The sequence below is a fragment of the Nocardia yunnanensis genome (assembly GCF_003626895.1).
Lineage (GTDB): Bacteria > Actinomycetota > Actinomycetes > Mycobacteriales > Mycobacteriaceae > Nocardia > Nocardia yunnanensis.
Window position 1 is genome coordinate 350,452 of record NZ_CP032568.1, and the last position, 20,984, is coordinate 371,435.

Annotated in this window: 18 protein-coding genes; 10 read left to right on the forward strand and 8 right to left on the reverse strand. The window is 69.7% G+C overall.

Annotated elements, in window-relative coordinates; genetic code table 11:
• The first annotated feature begins 10 nt into the window (after positions 1-10).
• The gene (locus D7D52_RS38940) at positions 11-202 is read left to right on the forward strand and encodes a hypothetical protein (RefSeq protein ID WP_120734718.1); all 192 of its coding nucleotides are present in this window, start codon (positions 11-13) and stop codon (positions 200-202) included.
• On the opposite strand, the gene D7D52_RS01565 is transcribed toward D7D52_RS38940, so the two are convergent.
• Positions 199-3,696: an AAA family ATPase gene (locus tag D7D52_RS01565; protein ID WP_120734719.1), complete on the reverse strand. Its 3,498-nt coding sequence runs from the start codon at positions 3,694-3,696 to the stop codon at positions 199-201. The genes D7D52_RS38940 and D7D52_RS01565 overlap by 4 nt on opposite strands.
• Positions 3,693-5,039, reverse strand: coding sequence for an exonuclease SbcCD subunit D (locus D7D52_RS01570; RefSeq protein ID WP_246023586.1), 1,347 nt, complete (start codon positions 5,037-5,039; stop codon positions 3,693-3,695). The genes D7D52_RS01565 and D7D52_RS01570 overlap by 4 nt, the downstream gene beginning before the upstream one ends.
• A 154-nt stretch (positions 5,040-5,193) precedes the next feature.
• Here D7D52_RS01570 and D7D52_RS01575 point away from each other — a divergent pair, with 154 nt between their 5' ends.
• Positions 5,194-6,375, forward strand: coding sequence for a DNA recombination protein RmuC (locus D7D52_RS01575; protein WP_120734720.1), 1,182 nt, complete (start codon positions 5,194-5,196; stop codon positions 6,373-6,375).
• 117 nt (positions 6,376-6,492) lie between these two features.
• Positions 6,493-7,650 (forward strand): DUF6542 domain-containing protein, encoded by a 1,158-nt coding sequence (locus tag D7D52_RS38485; RefSeq protein WP_187703095.1) that lies wholly within the window; start codon positions 6,493-6,495, stop codon positions 7,648-7,650.
• 206 nt (positions 7,651-7,856) lie between these two features.
• Here D7D52_RS38485 and D7D52_RS01585 read toward each other — a convergent pair whose 3' ends face one another.
• Positions 7,857-8,858, reverse strand: coding sequence for a 4-hydroxy-3-methylbut-2-enyl diphosphate reductase (locus tag D7D52_RS01585; protein WP_120734721.1), 1,002 nt, complete (start codon positions 8,856-8,858; stop codon positions 7,857-7,859).
• Positions 8,859-8,972: 114 nt separating this feature from the next.
• Here D7D52_RS01585 and D7D52_RS01590 point away from each other — a divergent pair, with 114 nt between their 5' ends.
• From D7D52_RS01590 to D7D52_RS01600, 3 genes are all read left to right on the forward strand, one after another.
• Complete coding sequence (locus tag D7D52_RS01590) at positions 8,973-9,692, forward strand: lipid droplet-associated protein (protein ID WP_120734722.1); 720 nt, start codon at positions 8,973-8,975, stop codon at positions 9,690-9,692.
• Between the two features lie 320 nt (positions 9,693-10,012).
• Complete coding sequence (gene xseA, locus D7D52_RS01595) at positions 10,013-11,230, forward strand: exodeoxyribonuclease VII large subunit (RefSeq protein WP_120743705.1); 1,218 nt, start codon at positions 10,013-10,015, stop codon at positions 11,228-11,230.
• Positions 11,230-11,460 (forward strand): exodeoxyribonuclease VII small subunit, encoded by a 231-nt coding sequence (locus tag D7D52_RS01600; protein ID WP_120734723.1) that lies wholly within the window; start codon positions 11,230-11,232, stop codon positions 11,458-11,460. Before xseA ends, D7D52_RS01600 begins: the two co-directional genes overlap by 1 nt.
• Before the next feature lie 53 nt (positions 11,461-11,513).
• On the opposite strand, the gene D7D52_RS01605 is transcribed toward D7D52_RS01600, so the two are convergent.
• The gene (locus D7D52_RS01605; protein WP_120734724.1) at positions 11,514-12,095 is read right to left on the reverse strand and encodes a DUF4245 domain-containing protein; all 582 of its coding nucleotides are present in this window, start codon (positions 12,093-12,095) and stop codon (positions 11,514-11,516) included.
• A gap of 129 nt (positions 12,096-12,224) precedes the next feature.
• Here D7D52_RS01605 and glpX point away from each other — a divergent pair, with 129 nt between their 5' ends.
• Positions 12,225-13,256, forward strand: coding sequence for a class II fructose-bisphosphatase (glpX, locus tag D7D52_RS01610; RefSeq protein WP_120734725.1), 1,032 nt, complete (start codon positions 12,225-12,227; stop codon positions 13,254-13,256).
• A gap of 143 nt (positions 13,257-13,399) precedes the next feature.
• Entirely contained in the window at positions 13,400-14,806 is a 1,407-nt protein-coding gene (locus D7D52_RS01615) for a class II fumarate hydratase (RefSeq protein ID WP_120734726.1), read from the forward strand.
• 310 nt (positions 14,807-15,116) lie between these two features.
• Here the strand turns inward: D7D52_RS01615 and D7D52_RS01620 are convergent, their stop codons facing one another.
• Positions 15,117-16,298 carry an FAD-dependent monooxygenase gene (locus tag D7D52_RS01620; RefSeq protein WP_120734727.1) on the reverse strand — a complete coding sequence of 394 codons (1,182 nt, stop codon included), beginning with the start codon at positions 16,296-16,298 and terminating at the stop codon, positions 15,117-15,119.
• Positions 16,299-16,404: 106 nt separating this feature from the next.
• On the opposite strand from D7D52_RS01620, the gene D7D52_RS01625 reads away from it, so the two are divergent.
• Positions 16,405-17,133 (forward strand): TetR/AcrR family transcriptional regulator, encoded by a 729-nt coding sequence (locus D7D52_RS01625; RefSeq protein ID WP_120743706.1) that lies wholly within the window; start codon positions 16,405-16,407, stop codon positions 17,131-17,133.
• 87 nt (positions 17,134-17,220) lie between these two features.
• Entirely contained in the window at positions 17,221-17,643 is a 423-nt protein-coding gene (locus tag D7D52_RS01630; protein WP_120734728.1) for a limonene-1,2-epoxide hydrolase family protein, read from the forward strand.
• A 96-nt stretch (positions 17,644-17,739) separates the two neighbouring features.
• On the opposite strand, the gene D7D52_RS01635 is transcribed toward D7D52_RS01630, so the two are convergent.
• The 3 genes from D7D52_RS01635 to phoH2 form a co-directional block, all read right to left on the reverse strand.
• Positions 17,740-18,597: an acyl-ACP desaturase gene (locus tag D7D52_RS01635; protein ID WP_120734729.1), complete on the reverse strand. Its 858-nt coding sequence runs from the start codon at positions 18,595-18,597 to the stop codon at positions 17,740-17,742.
• A gap of 113 nt (positions 18,598-18,710) precedes the next feature.
• Positions 18,711-19,226 (reverse strand): LGFP repeat-containing protein, encoded by a 516-nt coding sequence (locus D7D52_RS01640; protein ID WP_120734730.1) that lies wholly within the window; start codon positions 19,224-19,226, stop codon positions 18,711-18,713.
• A gap of 175 nt (positions 19,227-19,401) precedes the next feature.
• Positions 19,402-20,802 carry an RNA 5'-3' helicase PhoH2 gene (gene phoH2, locus D7D52_RS01645; protein WP_120743707.1) on the reverse strand — a complete coding sequence of 467 codons (1,401 nt, stop codon included), beginning with the start codon at positions 20,800-20,802 and terminating at the stop codon, positions 19,402-19,404.
• Positions 20,803-20,984 lie beyond the last annotated feature (182 nt).

Consider the following 20,984-nt stretch of genomic DNA (forward strand, 5'->3'; position numbering starts at 1 on the left):
CGCGGCCGGCGTGCCTCCGGCCCGACGCGAGACCGGGGCCTACACGGTCCAGCTTTCGCGTGAGCACGCCGCGCTGCTCGAAAGCCTCGGCGAGCTGTACCACGCCGCCCCCGAGCGCCTGCTCGAGAGCTGTGCCGTTCACTGGATCGAGGCGCAGGCGGCGAGCATGGAGGCCGCCGCCGAGCGGCCGGGTGAACCCTAGACGCCGACGGAGGATTCGAGCCGGGAGCCGGTGCGGCCGCGGATGACGTGCAGGCGGCTGGGGATGCGCTGCCGCATCTCGTCCACGTGGCTGACCACGCCGACGACGCGGCCACCGGAGCGGAGTTCGTCGAGGACGCCCATGACGGCGTCGAGGGTGTCGGCGTCGAGACTGCCGAAGCCCTCGTCGATGAACAGGGTGTCCATGACCAGGCCGCCGGATTCGGCGGAGACCACGTCGGCCAGGCCCAGCGCCAAAGCCAGTGAGGCCATGAAAGTTTCGCCGCCGGAGAGCGTCTTGGCGGGGCGGACCGCGCCGGTGTAGTCGTCGCGGATGTCCAGGCCCAGGCCGCCGCGGCGGCCGCGGGGGCCCGCGGCATCGGTGTGGACGAATTCGTAACGGCCGCCGGACATTCGGCGCAGGCGCACCGAACCGGCCACCGCCACCTCTTCCAGCCGGGCGGCCAGCACGTAGGAGCGCAGGGACATGCGGCGGTTGTTCTCGCCGCGACCGGCCACCACTTCCGCCAGCCGGGCGAGCTCCTCGTGCGCGCGTTGCAGGGGCGCCACCCGGTCGACGGCCGCCCACAGCTGGGAGCACAGGCCCTCGAGATCCTCCACCCGGCGCGTGGCCTCGGCGTGGGCGGCGACCGCCTGGTTGAGCGCCGACTCCGCCTGTGCCACCGCGTTTTCCAGTTCGCCGAGATCGGCGGGAGCGCTGTCGCCGGCGGCCTGGATCTCCGGCTCGGCCAGCACCGCCGCGGCGTGCGCCCGCGCCCGGTCGGCGGCCACCAGTTCGTCCTCGAGCGCCGACTGTTGCGCGGCGGTGCGGGTGGCGGCGTCGACGGCGCGGGCGTATTCGCCGAGCACGGCGTAATCCGGTCCGGACTCCCCCATCACCGGCGGCGCGGTGGCCACCAAACCCGCCTCGTAGGACAGTCTTTCGACGCGGACCGCGGCCGCGGCCACCTGCTCACGCGCGGTGGCGGCCGCGACGCGGGCGGCGCGCACCGCGGTGGCGTCCTCGACCAACGCGGCCAGTCGCGCTCGCCGCCGCTCCACGGTTCCGTCCGCACCCGCCGCGGCCAGCAGCCGCTCGCTGAGTTCGGCCAGCCGGCGATCGGTGGCGACAATGCGCTCCAGCGTGGCGCTGGCGCGGCTTTCGCACTCGCGCACCTCGTCCTGCACCTTCGTGTGATCGGTGCGCAGCGCGTTCAGCTCGGCGGTCAGCCCGTCGACCAGCCCCGCGATCCGCTCGGCCTCGGTGTACCGCCGCGTCGAATCGTTCAGCGCGGCAGCCAATTCCGCCTTGTCCACATCGCCGCCGCGCTCCACCAGCACCTCGACGGCCCGCTCCAGCTCGGCCACCCGCTGCCCGGCGCGCTCGCGATCGCCCTCCGCCTTCCGCTCCGCCGCCAGCGCCGCGTCCTCGTCCGTCTTCGATACGGCGTGCTCGGCGGGCTGCGCCGGATTCGGGTGCGCGACCGACCCGCACACCGCGCACGGCTCCCCCTCGGCCAGCCCTTCGGCCAGCTCGGCCGCCATCCCCGCCATGCGCTGCTCCCGCAACGACTGCGTCCGCCGCCACGCCTCCTGATGCGCGACCCGCGCCCGCTCGAACGCCGCGCTGGCCTTGGCCAGCTCACCGCGCCGGCGCTCCAGCTCGACGGCCGCGGTGGCGGATGTCCGCAAGCGCTGACACTCCGCCTCCAACCCGGGCAGCGCGGCGGCCGCGTCGCTCGCGCCCCGCAACCGAACCTCCACCGCCGCAATGGCTTCCGGCAGCTCCGCCAGCCGCGCGGCCAGCTTCGCCGCGCGCCCGTCCAACTCCGCCTGCTCTTTACGCAGCCCGATCAGCTCCCGGCCCAATCGAGCGGCCGAGTCCGCATCGCCCCGTACTTCGTCGAGCGCGCCGATATGCGCAGTCCACCGCTGCACCGCGGCCTCGAGCCCAAGCTCGCGCGCCACGTGCCCCGCGCGCGCCGCGTGCCCCGCGCGCGCCACGTGCCCCGCGCGCGCCGCGTGCCCCACGTGCCCCGCGCGCGCCGCGTGCCCCACGTGCCCCGCGCGCGCCGCGTGCCCCGCGCCCGGCGATGCACCGCCCGTCATTCCGGCGTGTTCTTGGCCGGAATCCCCTGCGGCAGTGTGGATCCCGGCCAAAAGCGCGCCGGGATGACGAGGGGGATTCGCGTCGAGGTCGGCGGCGGAGCTCGGCGCGCCGGGATGACGAGGGGGATTCGCGTCGAGGTCGGCGGCGGAGCTCGGCGCGCCGGGATGACGAAGGGGATTCGCATCGAGGTCGGCGGCGGCGCTCGGCGTGCGGGGCACATCCTGGGCTTGCCCCTCCTCGATGTCGGCGAGATCGGCGGCGAGGGGTGTGCCCGCGAGTTCGGCGGCGGCGAGATCGGCTGCGGCCCATACTGTTCCGGGGAGCTCGGCGGCGGCGGGGTCGAGGAGGCGGTCGGCGAGTTGTTCGGCGGCGCGGGTGGCGTCGTCGGTGCGGTGGCGCAGGGTGACGGCTGCGGTGCGCGCCTCGGTGAGGGCCGCCGCGACGGGTTCGGCGCGGCGGGCGCGGTCGAGTTCGGTGTGGCGGGCGGCGCGGAGCTCGGCGGTGGCGGCGAAGTCGGCGAGCTGGGCCTGGGCCGCGGCGCGGCGGCGGTGCAGTTCGTGGCGGCGGCGCTCGGCCTCCGCGGTGGCACGGACGCGGGCCGAATCCTGTTGGCGCCGGGCGAGTTCGACGGCGGTATCGGTGCGGTGGGTGCGGGCGGCGGTCAGCAGGGACTGCGACCAGCCGACGGATTCGGCGGGAGCGGCGGTCTCGGTGGCGGGCAGTCCGGCGGCGACGCCGACCTGGGCGATGAGGCGGTCGATGCCGTGCTTGCGGGTCTCCAGTTCGGCGGTGCTCGCCTTGCGCTTGTCGGTGAGCCACTGCTCGGCGGTGCCGAAACGCTCGGTGTCGAAGAGCTTTTCGAGCAGCTTCTCGCGATCCTCGTTGTCGGCCCGCAGAAACCGCGCGAAATCACCCTGCGGCAGCAGCACGACCTGGAAGAACTGATCGGCGCTCATGCCGAGCAGCCGCAGCACCTCCTCACCGATGTCCGGAATGCGCGACAGATGCTGCCCGCGCCCGTCGAGCCATTCCAGGGTGGCGGCCGCGTTCTCGGTCACGAAGCCGGATTTGGCCCGCTTGCTGGGCCGCTGGAATTCGGGCGAACGGATCAGGCGCAGCCGCCGCCCGCCCAGGGTGGCCTCCAGCAGCACCCGCGGCGGCGTCTGCTGATCCGCGTGATCGGAATGCAGCCGCTTGCTCTCCGCCCGCGCCCCCGGCACCCGGCCGTAGAGCGCGAACGCGATGGCGTCGAGCACCGTCGTCTTCCCCGCGCCGGTCTGCCCGTGCAGCAGGAACAGCCCGTCCGCCCCGAGCTCGTCGAAGTCCACCACGGCCGTCTCCGCGAACGGCCCGAACGCCGTCAGCTCCAACCGATGCAGCCTCACGCGGTCATCCCGCCCACGGCGTCGTCGGATTCGCCCGGCTCCAACCCGAATTCGCTTGTATCGAACAACCCGAGCGCCGCATCGGCCGCCTCCGCGTCCACCCCGCGCACCGACCCGTCGAACCCGGCCGCGCTCACCACCCGCGCCGCCGCGACCGCGCCCGGCACGACGCCGTCCGCCGCGCCGGCCACGGGGGTGCGTAGGGGGCCGTCGGATTCGTGGGTGGCGGCGGAGAGGGCTCGCTCGAGCCAGGTCAGTTCGCCCGGGGTCGGGGTGCCGCGGACATCGGTGAGGAAGCTCTGGGCGATCTCGGTGTCGCGGCGGCCGTGCACGCGTTCGCGATAGCGCAGTTCCGGATTGCCCTCGGGGCGTTGCCATTCCACGTGGACGGCGTGCGGGAAGCGTTCGCGCAGGCGGCGCAGCGCGTCCACCGGGCGGGCTTCGTCGGTGAGGGTGGCCGAGACGTAATGGGATTCGGCCGCGGCATGCTCCGGGGACTCCAGCAGCGCCTCCAGCGGCCCGGTCAACTGCGACAGGCCGCGCACGACGGGCAGCTCGCGGCGCGTGACCGCTGCCAGACCGTCGGCATCCAGGTCCACGATCCACACCGCCTTGCGGTGCGAGCGCTCACCGAACGAATATGGCAGCGGCGACCCCGAATAGCGCACCGACTCCGACAGCGTCTGCGGCGAATGCAGATGCCCGAGCGCCACGTAGTCGATGCCGTCGAAGGCCGACTGCGGCACGGTCTCCACCCCGCCGACCGAAATGGACCGTTCCGAACCGGTCGCCTCGCCGCCGACCACGAAGGCGTGCGCGAGCACCACCGAACGCGTCCCCGCCCGCGCCGCCAGATCGGCGCGCACCCGCGTCATCGCCGCGTCCAGAATCTCGGCGTGCGAACGGGCTTGCGGCACGCCCAATTCCACCCGGGTGATCTCGGGTTCCAGATAGGGAATGCCGTAGAAGGCGATGTCGCCGAACTCGTCCGGCAGCAGCACCGGTCGCGCCACGTCCGCGATCCGGCAGCGCAAATGCAATCCGCCCGCCGCCGCGAAACTCCCGAGCGCACCCAAACGCGTCGGCGAGTCGTGATTGCCGGACGTGGCGACAATGACCGCCCCCGATGCCCGAATTGCCTCGAATCCCCGATTGCACACCGCAATCGCGTCCGCACTGGGAATGGAACGGTCGTACACGTCCCCCGGCAATACGACCACGTCCACCCCCTCAGCCGCCACCAATTCCGCAATGGCCAGCAGCGAGCACTCCTGATCGCGCAGCAGATCGACGCCATGAAAGGTGCGCCCGATATGCCAGTCGGAGGTGTGCAGGATCCGCATGCCGAAGAACGCTAGGCGATCCGCCCGACAATTTCACATGCCCTCGGTGGAACTGGCACAACTTCGCACCCCTTGCGCACAATCTCCGCTCGAAAGACGGCGCACCGGTGCCGGATTCGCGACTTTGTCGGTGGTGTGAGGCACTATCTCGGCCATGACCGCACCGATGCTGTTCGCGCTGCTTTTGGTGTTCGTTTCGGGGCTGGCCCTGGGCTGGCTCGGGCATGCCGCGCGCGCGGGACAGCGGGCGGCGGTGGCGGAGGCGCGGTTGGCGGCCATGCGCGACAACGAGCGATTGTTGCGGCAGTCACTCGGCGCGGCCAGCGAGGACGCGGCGCGGCGGCAGTCGCATGCGATCGGGTCGCTGGTCGAGCCGCTGCGGGAGGCGGTGGGCAATCTGAATCGCCACATCCAGGAGGTCGAGCACAACCGCATCAACGCGTATTCCGGCCTGCGCGAACAGGTCGCGGGTATGCAGCGCACCTCGCATCAATTGTCCACGCAGACCGGCCAATTGGTGGCCGCCCTGCGCGCGCCCCAGGTGCGCGGGCGCTGGGGCGAGATTCAGTTGGAGCGGGTGGTGGAGCTCGCCGGCATGGCCCGGCACTGCGATTTCGATACCCAGGTGACCCGCCGCGGCGATACCGTCGTGCGCCCCGACATGGTGGTCCGCCTCTCGGGCGGACGGCAGATCGTGGTCGACGCCAAGGTGCCCTGCACCGCCTATCTGGACGCCGCCGCCACCGAGGAACCGCGCGAGCGCGAGGGCCATCTGACCCGCCACGCCCGGCATCTGCGCAATCACGTGGATCAGCTGGCGGCCAAGGAGTACTGGGCCGCCTTCGATCCGTCGCCGGAATTCGTGGTGTTGTTCGTGCCCGGCGATCCGTTCCTGGACGCCGCGCTCACCTCCGATTCCGGACTGCTCGAATACGCCTTCGGTCGCAATGTGGTCCTGGCGACGCCCACCACCCTCATGGCCCTGCTGCGCACGGTCGCGCTGGGCTGGCGGCAGGAGGCGCTCTCGGAGGATGTCGCGCTGATCCAGCAGCTGGGCCGTGAGCTCTACACCCGGCTCAGCACCACCGGCCGCCACCTGGATCGGCTCGGCGCACAACTCGGCAAGGCGGTCGACGCCTTCAACCACACCGTGTCCTCGGTGGAATCGCGGGTCATGGTGACCGCGCGCAAACTGCACGAGCTGGAGGTCGCCGATGCTCCGGTGCCCGATATCCGCCCGGTCGAATCGTGGCCGCGGGCGGTCGGATTCGCCGGCGACGAACCCGGGTACCGCACGGGCGATCATCGGATCGGAATGGAAGGGAGTGATGCCTGAGCAACCGCTTGGTATCTGCGTCGTGACGCCATAGCTATCGCCGGGTTCATGCGATTCCGCATACCCGCGCGATGTCGCCTGCCTCGCGAAACACGGATATGCCTTAGTGTGCTTGACGTGGCTTCTATCCAACGCGAGCGAACCGAGGTGCCGCTGTCGCACCGTTCGATCCTGCCGTCGGTTCCCGGCGTCCCGGCAGGAGCCGCCGTACTGATCGCCATAACGTGCGCCTTCGTCGGTTTCCTGCTCGACGCGCGCACCACGGGCACCCGCCCGCAGGGCAACGAACTCACCGGCACCTTCGCCACGTTCTATGTCGTGGGCTGCGTGCTGGCCGTGCTGGCGGTCCGCTATCGGGGCCTGTTCACCACGCTCGTGCTGCCGCCGCTGCTGTTGTTCGTGGCGGTGCCGCTGTCCTCCCAGCTCCTGGCCGGGTCGTCCAGCAGCCTCAAGCTGAAGGACATTCTGTTCAATCTGGCCATCCCCCTGGTGAACCGCTTCCCCACCATGGCCCTGGCCACCGTGCTGGTGTTGGCCATCGGCGCGCTCCGGATCGCCCTGCACCGCCGCGAGACCAAGTCCGAGGCGGGCGCCGAGCCGCGTAAGGCGCGCGCTCGCGCGAGCCGCGCCGGCACCGGACGCGCCCAGCGCACCCGTTCCGCCGATTCCAAGGACCCGGCCAGACGCCGCTTCCGTCCCGGCGCGGACACCGTCGCCGAAGCCGAGCCCACCGAGGCCGATGCCACCCGTACCGCGCGCCGCGCCGCCGGCGGCCGGGTCGCCGCGGGACCGCGGGTAGGCGCGAACCGCCAGAACGGCAAGGGCCGCCAGAACAGCGAAGGCCGACGCCGGGGCGCGCGCACCGAGCCGGCCGCCCCCGCCGCCACCGAGGGCCGCCGCCGCGCGCAGTACGGCGAGACGCCCCGCGCCGGGGAACGCCGGGCCGCTCCCGTCGACACCCCGCCGCGCACCGGCGAGCGTCGCGCCGTCCCGGCCGACCGCCCGCGCACCGGGGAGCGCCGGGCCGTCCCGGCCGAGGGCCGCCGCGCCGCTCCGCCCGCGCCCGAGGCCGCCCCGGCCGAGGGTCGTCGCCGCCGCGCGCAGAGTCCCGAACAGGCCGCCGCGCGGGGCACCGAACGCCACGCGGCCCCCGACCGCACCGGGGCTCCGGCCGAGGGTGGTCGCCGCCGCCGGGCGCAGCCCGCTGAGGTGCCCCCGCATCCCCGTCCGAATGTGCGTTACCGGGAACGCGATTCGGGCCGCATCGAACGCTGATCCCACAGCGCGACGGTGTTCCGGGGGTATTGACACCAGCAGCCGGTTGCCCGGACGCGGCGACACCGGAGCGACCCGAACCGTAGATTTCCGGCAATCCTGGAATGCGGCCCGAATCAGCGTCACTCGAACAGCAATTCGCGCCCTCCGCAACGAATGCGGAGGGCGCGAATACGTTTTCGGCGCGGATCACCGCGCAATCCGCTTTACGCGCGCGCGGCGCGCAGCTCCCGCGGCAGCGAGAAGACCAGCGTCTCGTTGGCGGTGGTGACCGGCACCACCTCGCCGAAACCATTGGCAGCCAACAGTTCCAGCACACCTTCCACCAGGATCTCCGGCACCGACGCGCCCGAGGTGACACCGATGGTGCGCACCCCCTCCAGCCACGCGGGATCGACCTCGCGCGCGAAGTCGACCAGGTGCGCGGCCCGCGCGCCGGCGCTGAGCGCGACCTCGACCAGCCGCACCGAATTCGAGGAATTGCGCGAGCCGACCACGATCACCAGATCGCATTCCGGGGCCATCGCCTTGACCGCGGTCTGCCGATTGGAGGTGGCGTAGCAGATGTCGTCGCTCGGCGGATCCTGCAGGTTGGGGAAGCGCTGCCGCAGCCGATCGACGGTCTCCATGGTCTCGTCCACCGACAGCGTGGTCTGGGAGAGCCAGATCACCTTGTTCTCGTCGCGCACGCGGACCTGATCGACGGCGTCCGGGCCGTCCACCAGCTGCACGTGCTCGGGCGCCTCGCCCGCGGTGCCCTCGACCTCCTCGTGGCCCTCGTGGCCGATGAGCAGGATGTCGAAATCGTCCCGCGCGAAGCGCTTGGCCTCCTGATGCACCTTGGTCACCAGCGGGCAGGTGGCGTCGATGGTGTGCAGGTTGCGCTGGGCGGCGGATTCGTGGACCGCCGGGGAGACGCCGTGCGCCGAGAACACCACGAGCGCGCCCTCGGGCACCTCGTCGGTCTCGTCGACGAAGATCACGCCGCGCTCGCGCAGGGTTTCCACCACGTGCCGGTTGTGCACGATCTCCTTGCGGACATAGATGGGAGCGCCGTGCTTTTCGAGCGCCTTCTCCACCGTTTCGACCGCCCGGTCCACACCGGCGCAGTAGCCGCGCGGCTCGGCGAGCAATACTCGCTTGGGCGCGTCGGCATCACCCGCCGCCGACCGGACGATTCCGACGTTCAAAGGGATTGCCGAGGACATGCCCCACAGAATACGTGTGCGGCCCGGCCGCCATTCGCGCGGAGGTTAGGGTCACAATCACTTTTCATGCCTTCTCGCCTTTGCATCACACGGCGTTTCGGGCAGGCTAGGGGCATGTTCCGACCTCCGTTCCTGGCCCGGGTCGCCGCCGGGGCTGCCGTCTATGCCCTCGAAGAAACTCGCCGGCTACCGACCACCGCAATCAATTTCCCGATCACCGCGATCAGCCAGATGCTGCAGACCACCATGCATCTCCAGCAGTTCGTGACCAGCCTCGCTCTCAAGGGCGACGCCGTTTTCGACCGTTTGATCAACCAGCCGGAAGAACAGCCGGCCTGGGCCACCTTCGACGAGGACGAGGACGACGAGCAAACGCCGAGCTTCGCCTCCGAATCGGTACGGCGGAGCCGTTTCGACCTCTTTACGGCCGATGAGCCCGCCGCCGAGGCGGTCGTCACACCGGTCGAGGAGCCGACCGCGGCCGCCGAACCCGTTGCGACCGAACCCGAGCCGGTGCCCGCCGAGTCGGCCGTGCAGGAGGCTGCCGAACCGGAGACCGCCGAAACGCCCGGCCCCGCAAAGGCTTCCACCAATGGCCACAACGGCCACGTGGTCGCCGAGCCCGCGGCCGAGCCCGCCGCGGTGACCGAGCCCGAGGTGGCGGCCCGCTTCGACTACGCGAACCTGTCCATCGCCCAGCTGCGCGCGCGCCTGCGTCAGCTGTCCGAGGACGACCTGACCACCCTGCTCACCTACGAGCAGCAGACCTTCGACCGCGCCCCGTTCGTCACCATGCTGACGAACCGGATCGCGACCGTTCAGGCGGGTAAGTAAAAGGGAATCCAACTCTCGGAGGTTCTCAGGGGTTTCACCCCTGAGAACCCCTGGGGAATTCCGCCTGAGGCCCGACCGTGGGATTTGCTCGCGAGGGCCACTCGGAGTTGCCGCTGCGGCGGTTTCGGCCGGTGCCGGTCGGCAGGGCTTCGGCCGTGCCGGCCGGCGCCTGTCGTTTCGCGGGATTTCGCGGGCGCGGGCACCATGCGACAACCCGTGTCCCGGGCGTTGTGTGAAGCCGGTCGGTGGGCACTGCAAGAATCGGTGCGGTGACCACCGATACGCCCGCGCGGCCGCCGAGCTCCACCGCCGAGAATCCGATGCCGGTGCGCACCATCGCCGTCAAGGTGGCGCAGTGGATCGACCGGTTGGGCGCGGTCTGGGTGGAGGGGCAGATCACGCAGATGAACGTGCGGCCCGGGACGCGGACGGCGTTCCTGGTCTTGCGGGATACGGCGGCCGACATGTCGCTGTCGGTGACGTGTGATCCGGATCTGCTGCGCAATTCGGCGGTGCCGCTGCAGGAGGGCAGCCGGGTCGTGGTGTACGGCAAGCTGTCGTTCTTCACCGGCCGCGGCACGGTGTCGTTGCGGGTCACCGAGATTCGGCCGGTGGGCATCGGCGAGCTGCTGGCCCGCATCGAGCGGTTGAAGGCGCTGCTGGCGGCGGAGGGCCTGTTCGATCCGCGGCTCAAGCGCCCGATCCCGTTCCTGCCCAATCGGATCGGGCTCGTCACCGGCCGCGCCAGCGCCGCCGAACACGATGTGGTGACGGTCGCGACACAGCGCTGGCCCGCGGTCCGCTTCGAGATCCGCAATACCGCCGTCCAGGGCCCCACCGCGGTGCCGCAGATCCTGGAGGCGATCGCCGCCCTGGACGCGAATCCGGAGGTGGACGTGATCGTGCTGGCCCGCGGCGGCGGCAGCGTCGAAGACCTGCTGCCGTTCTCGGACGAAACCCTGTGCCGCGCCATCGTTTCCGCCACCACTCCGATCGTCAGCGCCATCGGCCACGAACCCGACAATCCCATCTCGGACTATGTCGCGGACCTGCGCGCGGCCACCCCCACCGACGCGGCCAAACGCATCGTCCCCGACGCGGCCACCGAAACCGCGCTGCTGCACGAACTCCGGTCCCGCGCGGCGGCGGCGCTGCGCGGCTGGGTGGATCGCGAGTCCCGCGCCCTGACCCAATTGCGTTCCCGCCCGGTGCTGTCGGACCCGCTGCGGCTGCTGGATCAACGCCACGACGAGGTGGAGCGGTTGCGCACCTCGGCTCAGCGCGCCGTCGACCATCTGCTCCGCGGCGAGGACACCACCACCCGCCATCTGCGCGAGAAGCTCTCGGCCGTAGGCCCGGCCGCCACCCTGGCCCGCGGTTACGCCGTGGTGCAGCGGGTCACCGGCAAGGAGCGGGAAGTGGTGCGCGCCATCGAGGATTCCCCGCCCGGCACTCAACTCCGTATCCGGGTCGCGGACGGCGCGATCTCCGCCGCCGCCCTCGGCTCCCAATCCCTGGCCCCCCGAAAGGACTCCTGATGGCTGACCCGACCGACGACCGCGCCGAGATCGCCACCTTCGGCTACGAGCGCGCCCGCGACGAACTCGCCAATGTGGTGAAGATGCTCGAGCAGGGCGGCATGGATCTCGACGACTCGCTGGCCCTCTGGGAACGCGGCGAGGCCCTGGCCACCCGCTGCGAACAACACCTCGCCGGCGCCCGCAAACGCGTGGAAGACGCGCTGGCACACCGCACTTCCCAGGAATGAGATCCCCGCGGAAGTGACACCCGGCCGCCGGCGAGCGGGCCGGGCGCTTCGGCTCAGCTGTGCGGCAGCGGCTGGGCCTGGCCGACGGCGGTGGCGAGGGTGTTGAAGGCCGCGCCGTTGCCGGCGCCCTTGATCATGATGCGGACATCGCCGAAGTCGCTGATCCACGCGGGTTCCGAGCCGGCTTCGGCATAGACGGTCCACTTGTGGTCGCCGCGCTGTTCGCTGCCCATGGCCGCCCGGCCGCCGAGGTATTTCTTATCGAGGGCGTCGACGGTCGCGCTGGACTGGGTCAGCTGCATGTAGGTGCCCTGCGGGGTGATGTAGCCGACGGTGCTGACCTGGCCGCCGCCGGTGTCGGTGATGGTGTCGTGGCTGCCGGAGTTGGGGGTCCACTTGTCGCCGCCGGTGTCGGGCAGCGCGGGCAGGCGGATCGGGAACGACATGTCCCGCGCGTCGTCGGACAGCGCGGCCTTGGCGTCGAACTTCGGAATCTGGCCCTGGGTCGGACCACCCGCGGAGAACGAGCACTGACTGGCGATGCCCGCGATGACCAGGCAGATCAGCACCAGCGGAGCAAGTGACCAGATGAGGTCCCTGTAGTCGTTCTGACTGCGCGGCTTTTGGTACGACACGCCCCCAAGTATCCATGGGCCGCGGGTGCGACCGAGCTCACGGTGGCGGGAAACGTAAGGACGTGCCGGGCGCCGGAAACCGCAATGCGACAATTTACCCAGATTTGGACAACCAAGGAGGCTCCCGTCATGACCGCATCCAGCCGCCGCGAGGCGCCGGACCGCAACCTAGCTCTCGAGTTGGTCCGGGTCACCGAGGCCGGGGCCATGGCCGCGGGCCGTTGGGTGGGCCGTGGTGACAAGGAAGGCGGCGACGGTGCGGCCGTGGATGCCATGCGGCAGCTGGTGGCGACCGTCTCCATGCGCGGCATCGTGGTGATCGGTGAGGGCGAGAAGGACGAAGCGCCCATGCTGTACAACGGCGAGCTGGTCGGCGACGGCACCGGCGCCGAACTGGATTTCGCGGTCGACCCGATCGACGGCACCACCCTGATGTCGAAGGGTTCCCCGGGCGCGATCTCCGTGCTGGCGGTCGCCGAGCGCGGCGCCATGTTCGATCCCTCGGCCGTGTTCTACATGGAGAAGATCGCCGTCGGCCCCGACGCCGCCGACGTCATCGACCTGTCGGCCCCGATCGCGGAGAACCTGCGCCGCGTCGCCAAGGCCAAGAACTCCGCGATCTCCGACCTCACGGTCTGCATCCTGGACCGCCCCCGCCACGCCGAGCACATGAGGGCCGTGCGCGAGGCGGGCGCCCGCATTCGCCTCATCTCCGACGGTGACGTGGCCGGCGCGATCGCCTGCGCCCGTCCCGATTCCCCGGTCGACATGCTGATCGGCATCGGCGGCACCCCCGAGGGCATCATCGCCGCGGCCGCCATGCGCTGTCTCGGCGGCGCGCTGCAGGGCAAGCTGGCGCCCAAGGACGACGAGGAGAAGCAAAAGGCGATCGACGCCGGCCACGACCTGGACCGCATCCTGTCCACCGAGGATCTGGTCTCCGGCGAGGACGTCTTCTTCAGCGCGACCGGCGTCACCGACGGCGATCTGCTCAAGGGCGTGCGCTACTACGGCGGCGGCGCGTACACCCAGTCCATCGTCATGCGCGCCAAGTCCGGCACCGTCCGCATGATCGACGCCTACCACCGCCTGACCAAGCTGCGCGAGTACGCCTCGGTCGATTTCGTCGGCGACGAGCACGCCACCCCGCCGCTGCCCTGATCTCGGCGAATCCGCTTCGCCGCCAAGCGAACCAGCCGGCCGTCCCGAATGGGGCGGCCGGTTTCGTATTCCCCGGCCGAGTGTGCGGATTGCCTCAGGCGTGGCACCACCACGGGGTTGGCGACGGGCATAGGGTCGATTTCATGACCGACGAGACTCAGTACCGGATCGAACACGACACGATGGGGGAAGTCCGCGTTCCTGTCGACGCGTTGTGGCGGGCGCAGACTCAGCGGGCCGTGGAGAACTTCCCGATCAGCGGACGGGGCTTGGAGCGGGCGCAGATTCGCGCACTGGGTCTGCTGAAGGCGGCCTGCGCGGCGGTGAACCGCGACCTGGGGCTGCTGGACAAGGTGAAGGCGGATGCCATCATCGCCGCGGCCGGGGAGATCGCCGACGGCCGTCACGACGACCAGTTCCCCATCGACGTGTTCCAAACCGGTTCCGGCACCAGTTCGAACATGAACGCCAACGAGGTGATCGCGAGCATCGCCGCGCGCGAGGGCGTCACCGTGCATCCCAATGACGACGTGAACATGTCGCAGTCGTCCAACGACACCTTCCCCACCGCAACGCATCTGGCGGCCACCGAGGCGGTGATCAAGGATCTGGTTCCGGCGCTGGATCATCTGCGGCTGGCGCTGCTGGACAAGTCGACGGAGTGGAAGTCGGTGGTCAAGTCCGGGCGCACCCATCTGATGGACGCGGTGCCGGTGACGCTGGGTCAGGAGTTCGGCGGCTACACCCGGCAGGTCAGTTCGGGTATCGAACGGCTGCTGGCGACGCTGCCGCGGGTGGGTGAGCTGGCCATCGGCGGCACCGCGGTCGGCACCGGGCTCAACGCGCCCGCGGGGTTCGGCGCGAAAGTCGTTGCGGAGCTGGCCAAAGCGACCGATTTGGACCATTTGTCCGAAGCGCGTGATCATTTCGAGGCGCAGGCCGCCCGTGATGGACTGGTGGAGCTGTCGGGCGCGTTGCGCACGGTGGCGATCAGTCTTACCAAGATCGCCAACGACATTCGCTGGATGGGATCGGGGCCGCTGACCGGTCTGGCCGAAATCCAGCTGCCGGATCTGCAGCCCGGTTCGTCGATCATGCCCGGCAAGGTGAATCCGGTGCTGCCGGAGGCGGTTACGCAGGTGGCCGCGCAGGTCATCGGCAATGATGCCGCGATCGCCTGGGGCGGCGGCAATGGCGCGTTCGAATTGAATGTCTACATTCCGGTGATGGCCCGCAATGTGCTGGAGTCGATTCGTCTGCTGGCCAATGTTTCTCGCCTGTTCGCCGATCGGTGCGTCAGCGGTTTGGTCGCCAATGTGGATCATCTGAAGCAGCTGGCGGAATCGTCGCCGTCCATCGTGACTCCCTTGAATTCCGCCATCGGATACGAGGAAGCCGCGGCGGTCGCGAAACAGGCGTTGAAGGAGAAGAAGACAATCCGCCAGACGGTGATCGATCGCGGTTTGATCGGCGACAAGCTTTCGGTGGAGGAACTCGATCGGCGCCTCGATGTGCTCTCCATGGCGAAAGTCGACAACCCCGCCGAATAACGCTGAACAAATGCCACACCAAGCACTCGAGTAACACACCCGGGTCAGCGACGTCTTTCTTTTTTCTCGAACTTTTGTGAAACGGATCACGCGTAGCCTGCGATTAGCTGAGTGTCCGCTTCCTGCGGATGTTCGATGAAAGGAAAGAACAATGTTGCTAGCACTCGCGGGTTTCCTCGCCTCTCTGGGTCTCGCCGGCGCAGCCGCGACGATCTTTACGATCCTCGGAATTCTCTGAAGAGCATGCATGGATATGGCGGCCACGGCCGCCATATCCATGCGAGGCGCCTGGTCACCGCGCCGCGCGGGCTTACGCGCCCACCTGCCGCGGATAGTCGATCAGATCGATGTCGTTCTTGGCGGAGTCGCCGTACTTCACCATCAGACCGAAGGCGCGCGACCCTACGAACCAATTGCGGAAACGCAATCCCAGCGCGGTCTTCGGAGCCAGGAACGGGCCCGGCCGCGCGTCGTCGGCTTTACGGGTGTAGCGCGTCATGATTTCCTCGTAGCGCGGGAAGGCCACGGTGTGATCGCCGTCGGCCGACGCCAATTCACCGGCGAGCACATACGCGCCGACCACGGCCAGTCCGGTTCCGAATCCGGCCAAGGTGTTGCCATAGCCGGCATCGCCGACCAGGGCGATGCGACCGCGCACGAAATTCTTCATAGTCACTTTGCTCAGCGAGTCCAGGTAAAAGCCGCTGAGATAAGGCAATTCGGCCAGCATCTGCGGCACCGCGCCGCCCATTCCCGCGAACTTCTCCGCGACGATCGCCCGCTGTTCGTCGAAATCGTCCCGCGAGTATTCGAGTTGGGGTGAGGCGAACATGTACAGCTGTGTCGCTTTCGAACCGCCGGTGACCGCGAGCCGTCCGGGCGTGTTGTATCCATAGGCCACCGCGCGCTCTGGTTGGGCGCCCTGTGTGTTCTCCCAATGCGACGCCCCGGCCAGGGCGTAGTAATACCCGTTGTGCGTGACGAAGTCCGACTCCGGTCCGAAGGTCAGCTTCCGCACCCGGGAGTGGATGCCGTCGCAGCCGAAGACCAGATCGAACCGCCGCGCCGGGGCGTGCGCGAACTCCACCCACACCCCGTCGGCGGTCTCGCTGAGCGCGGTGATGGTGTCGCCGAAGAGGTATTCGCAGTACTCGGCGGTGTGCTTGTACATGATCGAGGCCAGGTCGCCGCGCAGGATCTCGACATCGCCGCCGGTGAAGTCGCCGGAGATGAGGGCCCGCTGCTGTCCGGCCTCGTCGACCATGACCATGTCGGTGGCGCCGGTCCGGTGGCGTTCGATCTCCTCGCGCAGGCCCATGCGCTCGAGCACCGTCATATGGGTTTCGCCGGTGAAGTCGATGGCCTGGCCGCCGGCCCGCAGTTCGGGGGCCTTCTCGACGACGGTGACGTCGAAACCGTAGCGCTGCAGCCAGTAGGCGAGGGCGGGCCCGGCGACGCTGGCGCCGGAGATGAGGACGGTGGTGTTGCGCATGGTCGCGACTCCTTCAATAACCGCGTCCGACGGACGCTGTTGATGATTAATAGAGTATGGTGGACGCAGTTTCGTGTCAACCCCGGAATCCGGAAGGATGGCGACCATGCCGACACCGACCACCCTGGAGCTGCTCTGGGGCCTGCCCGACCGCCCGCGGCGTGGCCCGAAACCCTCGCTCACGCTGGAGCGCATCCTCACCGAGGCGATCGCGCTCGCCGATGCCGAAGGGCTGGTCAACCTGTCCATGGCCCGGCTGGCCGAACGCGTCGGCTGCGCCAAGATGGCGCTGTATCGCTATGTCCCCGGCCGGACCGAACTCACCGCGCTCATGCTCGACCACGTGCTCGGCACGCCGCCGGAGGTCGCGCTCTCGGCGGCCGACCCCTGGCGCACCTACCTGCGCCGGTGGACCGAGACCTTCTACGACCGCGCGCACGCCCACCCGTGGGCCAACGAGCTCGCCACCGGCATCCGCCCCATGGGACCCAACGAATTGGCCTGGGTGGACGCCGCATTGCGGGTGCTGGCCGACACCGGACTGACCGTCCCCGAGCAATTCGACTCGGTCGTGCTGCTGCTGGGGCACGCGCGCACCATCGCGCAACAGACCGCGGCGACCGTCGGCGACGATCCGGCGGAGGAACAGCTGGCTCGCGAACTCGGTGAGGTGCTGACCGCTCAGCAGGAGCGTTTCCCGTACGCGACCACCGCGTTCGCCGCGATCCTGGGCGGCGCGCCGGCGCCGGGCGAGGGCAACGCGCTCACCTTCGGCATCGACCGCATCCTCGACGGCCTGGGCGCGCTCATCTCCGTTCGCCGCGAGTCCGCCTGAACCCTGTGCGGCAGGCGGGCCCACCCGTCTCCCCGCCACCACCCCGATTTCGAATCGCTGCGCGATGCTATTCGGCATACTCGGCTCATGTCCGAGCTACCCGAGTTGAAGCAGGATCCGGTCACCACCGTGCGGGAGTTCTTCGCCGCGATGGAGATGAAGATCGTGGGCGAGGCCCTGGAACTGGTCGACCCCAGCATCGTCTGGAAGAACACCTCCCTGCCCGATATTCGCGGCGCCCACCGCGTCCGCCGCGTCCTCGAGCTCCTCAACAGCCCCCGCTACGGTTTCCGCGTCGACATCCACCACATCGCCGCCACCGAGGACGGCACCGTCCTCACCGAACGCACCGACTACCTCCGCATGGGCCCGGTAGAAATCGCCTTCTGGGTCTGCGGCACCTTCACCCTCCGCGACGGCCGAATCACCCTCTGGCACGACCACTTCAGCTGGGAAAACTTCCTCCGAGGCACCGCCACCGGAATCCTCCGAGCCCTCCTCCCCCGCTGAGGGGGCGGGACAGCACGACGCCCGCGGCGGGATCGCAGCGGGCGTCGGCGTGGGACCACGCATCAGGGCTTGGGGGCCTCGGGGCGCGGGTCTGGTTCAGGGGCGGAGGTGGGCCAGGTCGGCGCGGGCCTTTTCGCCTTGCTCGCCGAAGTCGGGGCGGGTGAAGAAGTTCCACCTCTCCAGCAGCGGCTGGAAGACCAGGGTGGGTTCGTCGGCGGCGGTGTAGATGCCGGCTTCGGCGAGGACCTCGTCGCTGGTGCGGCCGTCGGCAAGTTGGACTGTGGGAACGTGGAAGTCGGCGATGCGGTCGGCGATGGCGCGGGCGGTCTGGTCGGGGGCCAGGTCGAGGGCGGCGGCGACCAGGTTGGCGAAGAAGACGGCCTGCAGTTCGTCGTCGGCGGCGAGGCGGTCGGCGATGGAGGCGACGATGACGTTGTCGGCGGCGCGCGCGGTGTTGCGGTGGCGGACGGCGGCGGCGGTTTCCTCGAAGGCGACCGAGGCGAGGACGTCGAGCAGGTGCATGCCGGGGCGGCGAAAGCCCTCGGTCATGTGCGCCATGCGCATCCGCTCCAGCTCGATGGGATCGACCGCGCGGGTGACCATGAGGTAGTTGCGGATGACGATCTCGTGCCGGTTCTCCTCGGCGGTCCAGCGCCCGACCCAGCGCCACCACGGCCCGCGATTGAGGTATTTACCCAGTTCGCGGTGGTAGGCGGGCAGGTTGTCGGCGATCAGCACGCTGACGGTGAGCGCGGTCTTGGCGACCTCGCTGAGCTCGGATTGCGCCGGGTCCCAATCGGTTCCGCCGAGGAACGCGAAGTTGCGGCCGTCGTCCCACGGCACGTAGTCGTGGGGCTGCCACTCCGCGGCGGCGGCGATATGCCGTTCCAGGTTGGTCTCGACCTCGTCGGTCAGCGATACCAGCAGGTCCCGATCGGACAAAGCGTTCTGCACTGGAACAACCTAGCCGCAATACCGCAACCGTGGGGATCTTCCACCGGTATTCGGTTCCGCTATGGCCTCGCCGGGTCCGGGGCGCACCGATTGAGCGCCCCGAACCGGTCTGGCTATTTCTCGGCGACCGTGGTGGTGTTGTTGACCCAGGTGATGGAGCCGCCGCTGAAATCGCTCTGCTTGCCGCCCGGGATGTCGTACTCGTCGCTGGTCGGGTAGCCGAGTTTGCCGCCGGCGCCGCCGTTGTCGTCCCACGCCTTGCGGATCTCGCCCCACACCACGTGGGTGCCGTGGGTGGGATTGGCGTAGATGGCGCCGCCGTCGAACTCCTGCACCCAGCCGCCGTCGGGTGCTTCCTTGGCCGCGCCGGTGGGCATGCCGAGCGGGCTGGCGGCCCCGCCCATCTGGTTGTATTTGTCGAGAATGCCGCCGCTGAGGGTGATTTCACCGTTCGGCGTGGAGATCTTGGTTTCCGCCGTGGTGGTTCCGGCGGCGGCCGAGGCGGCCGTGGTGGTGGACGTGGCCGAGCCGGAATCCTTGTTGTCGTTCTTGTCGCAACCCGCGCCGAGTGCCGTGACGACCGCGAGCGCCGCGATGATGCCGGCCGTGCGTCGAGCGAAGTGGTGCATGTTCCATCCTCCCGACAGAATCCGATGCGATTGATTCGATGCGATTCGAGAATGCGGGCCGAGCTGGAAATTTCACCGAAAACTACCCCGCCGCCGGGGAGTTGAAACACACGCACAGCAAACGCCCGGCCGGAGGGCGCGTCGCTCTCCGGCCGGGCGGGTCATGCGAGGGGACTTACGAGTTGGGCCCGAACTCCTCCAGCATCTCGGTCACCAGCGCCGCGATCGGCGACCGCTCGCTGCGGGTGAGGGTGATATGCGCGAACAGCGGATGCCCCTTGAGCTTCTCGATCACGGCGGCCACGCCGTCGTGCCGTCCGACCCGCAGGTTGTCGCGCTGCGCGACATCGTGGGTGAGCACCACCCGCGACCCGCTGCCCAATCGGCTCAGCACCGTGAGCAGCACATTGCGTTCCAGCGACTGTGCCTCGTCCACGATCACGAAGGAGTCGTGCAGCGACCGTCCGCGAATGTGGGTGAGCGGCAGCACTTCCAGCATGCCGCGCGCCTGCACCTCCTCCATCACCTCGGGGCTGGCCAGCCCCTCGAGGGTGTCGAAGACCGCCTGCGCCCACGGCCCCATCTTCTCGGCCTCGGAGCCCGGCAGATAGCCGAGCTCCTGTCCGCCCACCGCGTACAACGGCCGGAACACCACCACCTTTCGATGCGTGCGGCGTTCGAGCACCGCCTCGAGCCCGGCGGTCAGCGCGAGCGCCGATTTGCCGGTGCCGGCGCGCCCGCCGAGGGACACGATGCCGACGCTCTCGTCCAGCAGCAGATCCAGCGCGATGCGCTGTTCGGCCGAACGACCGTGCAGCCCGAAGGCTTCCCGGTCGCCGCGCACCAGCTGCACCCGCTTGTCCGGCGTCACCCGGGCCAGGGCGCTGCCGCGCGGGCTGAGCATCCGAATCCCGGTGTGGCAGGGCATGTCCCGCGCCTCGTCGAGATCGATGATCGATTCGGCGTAGAGCTTGTCGACGGTGGCGGCCGCCACCTCGAGCTCCACCATGCCGGTCCAGCCGGAGGTGACCACGTCCTGCGCGTGGTACTCGTCGGCCCGCAGGCCGACCGCGCTGGCCTTGACGCGCATCGGAATGTCCTTGGACACCAGCACGACCTCGGCGCCCTCGGCCGCGAGGTTGAGCGCGCAGGCCAGGATGCGGGAATCGTTGTTGTCCGTGCGGAATCCGACGGGCAGCACCGTGGGGTCGGTGTGGTTCAGCTCCACCTGGAGCGTCCCGCCCTGGGTGCCGACCGGCACCCGTTCGTCGAGCCGACCGTGTGCCAGACGCATGTCGTCCAGCATGCGCAGTGCCTCGCGAGCGAACCAGCCGAGTTCGTGGTGGTGGCGTTTGCCCTCGAGCTCACTGATCACCACGAGCGGCAGCACCACGTGGTGCTCGCCGAAGCGGGTCAGCGCCCAAGGATCGGACAGCAGCACCGACGTGTCGACTACGAAGGTTTTCGGTCCGGATTCGGACGACTGCGAGGCGCGAGCCCCCTTTGTCTTGGTCGGCCGGCGCTGTTCAGAGCCGGCGTCCCGGGTGGGAGCGGTAACGGAGCGTGCATCAGTCACGGTGGGCTCCTTTGCCACTCGCGCGGCACCGCGCGAGCGTTCTCGCTGGGCCGGTCAGCCTTGGGGTCGTACGACCCGAGGGCCGGGTACCGGCCCCCTCGCACTGAGTTGCTCAGTCACGATCAGGACCTCCCGTACGAGCCACACCTACGCGGCCCGCACTCCCGACGCTACCGCCGAAA

Excerpts from the sequence above, each read along its gene's own strand:
- D7D52_RS01640 (WP_120734730.1), bottom strand. The coding sequence starts at position 19,226 with ATGCACCACTTCGCTCGACGCACGGCCGGCATCATCGCGGCGCTCGCG.
- glpX (WP_120734725.1), top strand. The coding sequence starts at position 12,225 with ATGACCGCATCCAGCCGCCGCGAGGCGCCGGACCGCAACCTAGCTCTC.
- D7D52_RS01570 (WP_246023586.1), bottom strand. The coding sequence starts at position 5,039 with ATGCGGATCCTGCACACCTCCGACTGGCATATCGGGCGCACCTTTCAT.
- D7D52_RS01590 (WP_120734722.1), top strand. The coding sequence starts at position 8,973 with ATGTTCCGACCTCCGTTCCTGGCCCGGGTCGCCGCCGGGGCTGCCGTC.
- D7D52_RS01600 (WP_120734723.1), top strand. The coding sequence starts at position 11,230 with ATGGCTGACCCGACCGACGACCGCGCCGAGATCGCCACCTTCGGCTAC.
- D7D52_RS01585 (WP_120734721.1), bottom strand. The coding sequence starts at position 8,858 with ATGTCCTCGGCAATCCCTTTGAACGTCGGAATCGTCCGGTCGGCGGCG.
- xseA (WP_120743705.1), top strand. The coding sequence starts at position 10,013 with ATGCCGGTGCGCACCATCGCCGTCAAGGTGGCGCAGTGGATCGACCGG.
- D7D52_RS01620 (WP_120734727.1), bottom strand. The coding sequence starts at position 16,298 with ATGCGCAACACCACCGTCCTCATCTCCGGCGCCAGCGTCGCCGGGCCC.
- D7D52_RS01630 (WP_120734728.1), top strand. The coding sequence starts at position 17,221 with ATGTCCGAGCTACCCGAGTTGAAGCAGGATCCGGTCACCACCGTGCGG.
- D7D52_RS01625 (WP_120743706.1), top strand. The coding sequence starts at position 16,405 with ATGCCGACACCGACCACCCTGGAGCTGCTCTGGGGCCTGCCCGACCGC.
- D7D52_RS01615 (WP_120734726.1), top strand. The coding sequence starts at position 13,400 with ATGACCGACGAGACTCAGTACCGGATCGAACACGACACGATGGGGGAA.
- D7D52_RS01575 (WP_120734720.1), top strand. The coding sequence starts at position 5,194 with ATGACCGCACCGATGCTGTTCGCGCTGCTTTTGGTGTTCGTTTCGGGG.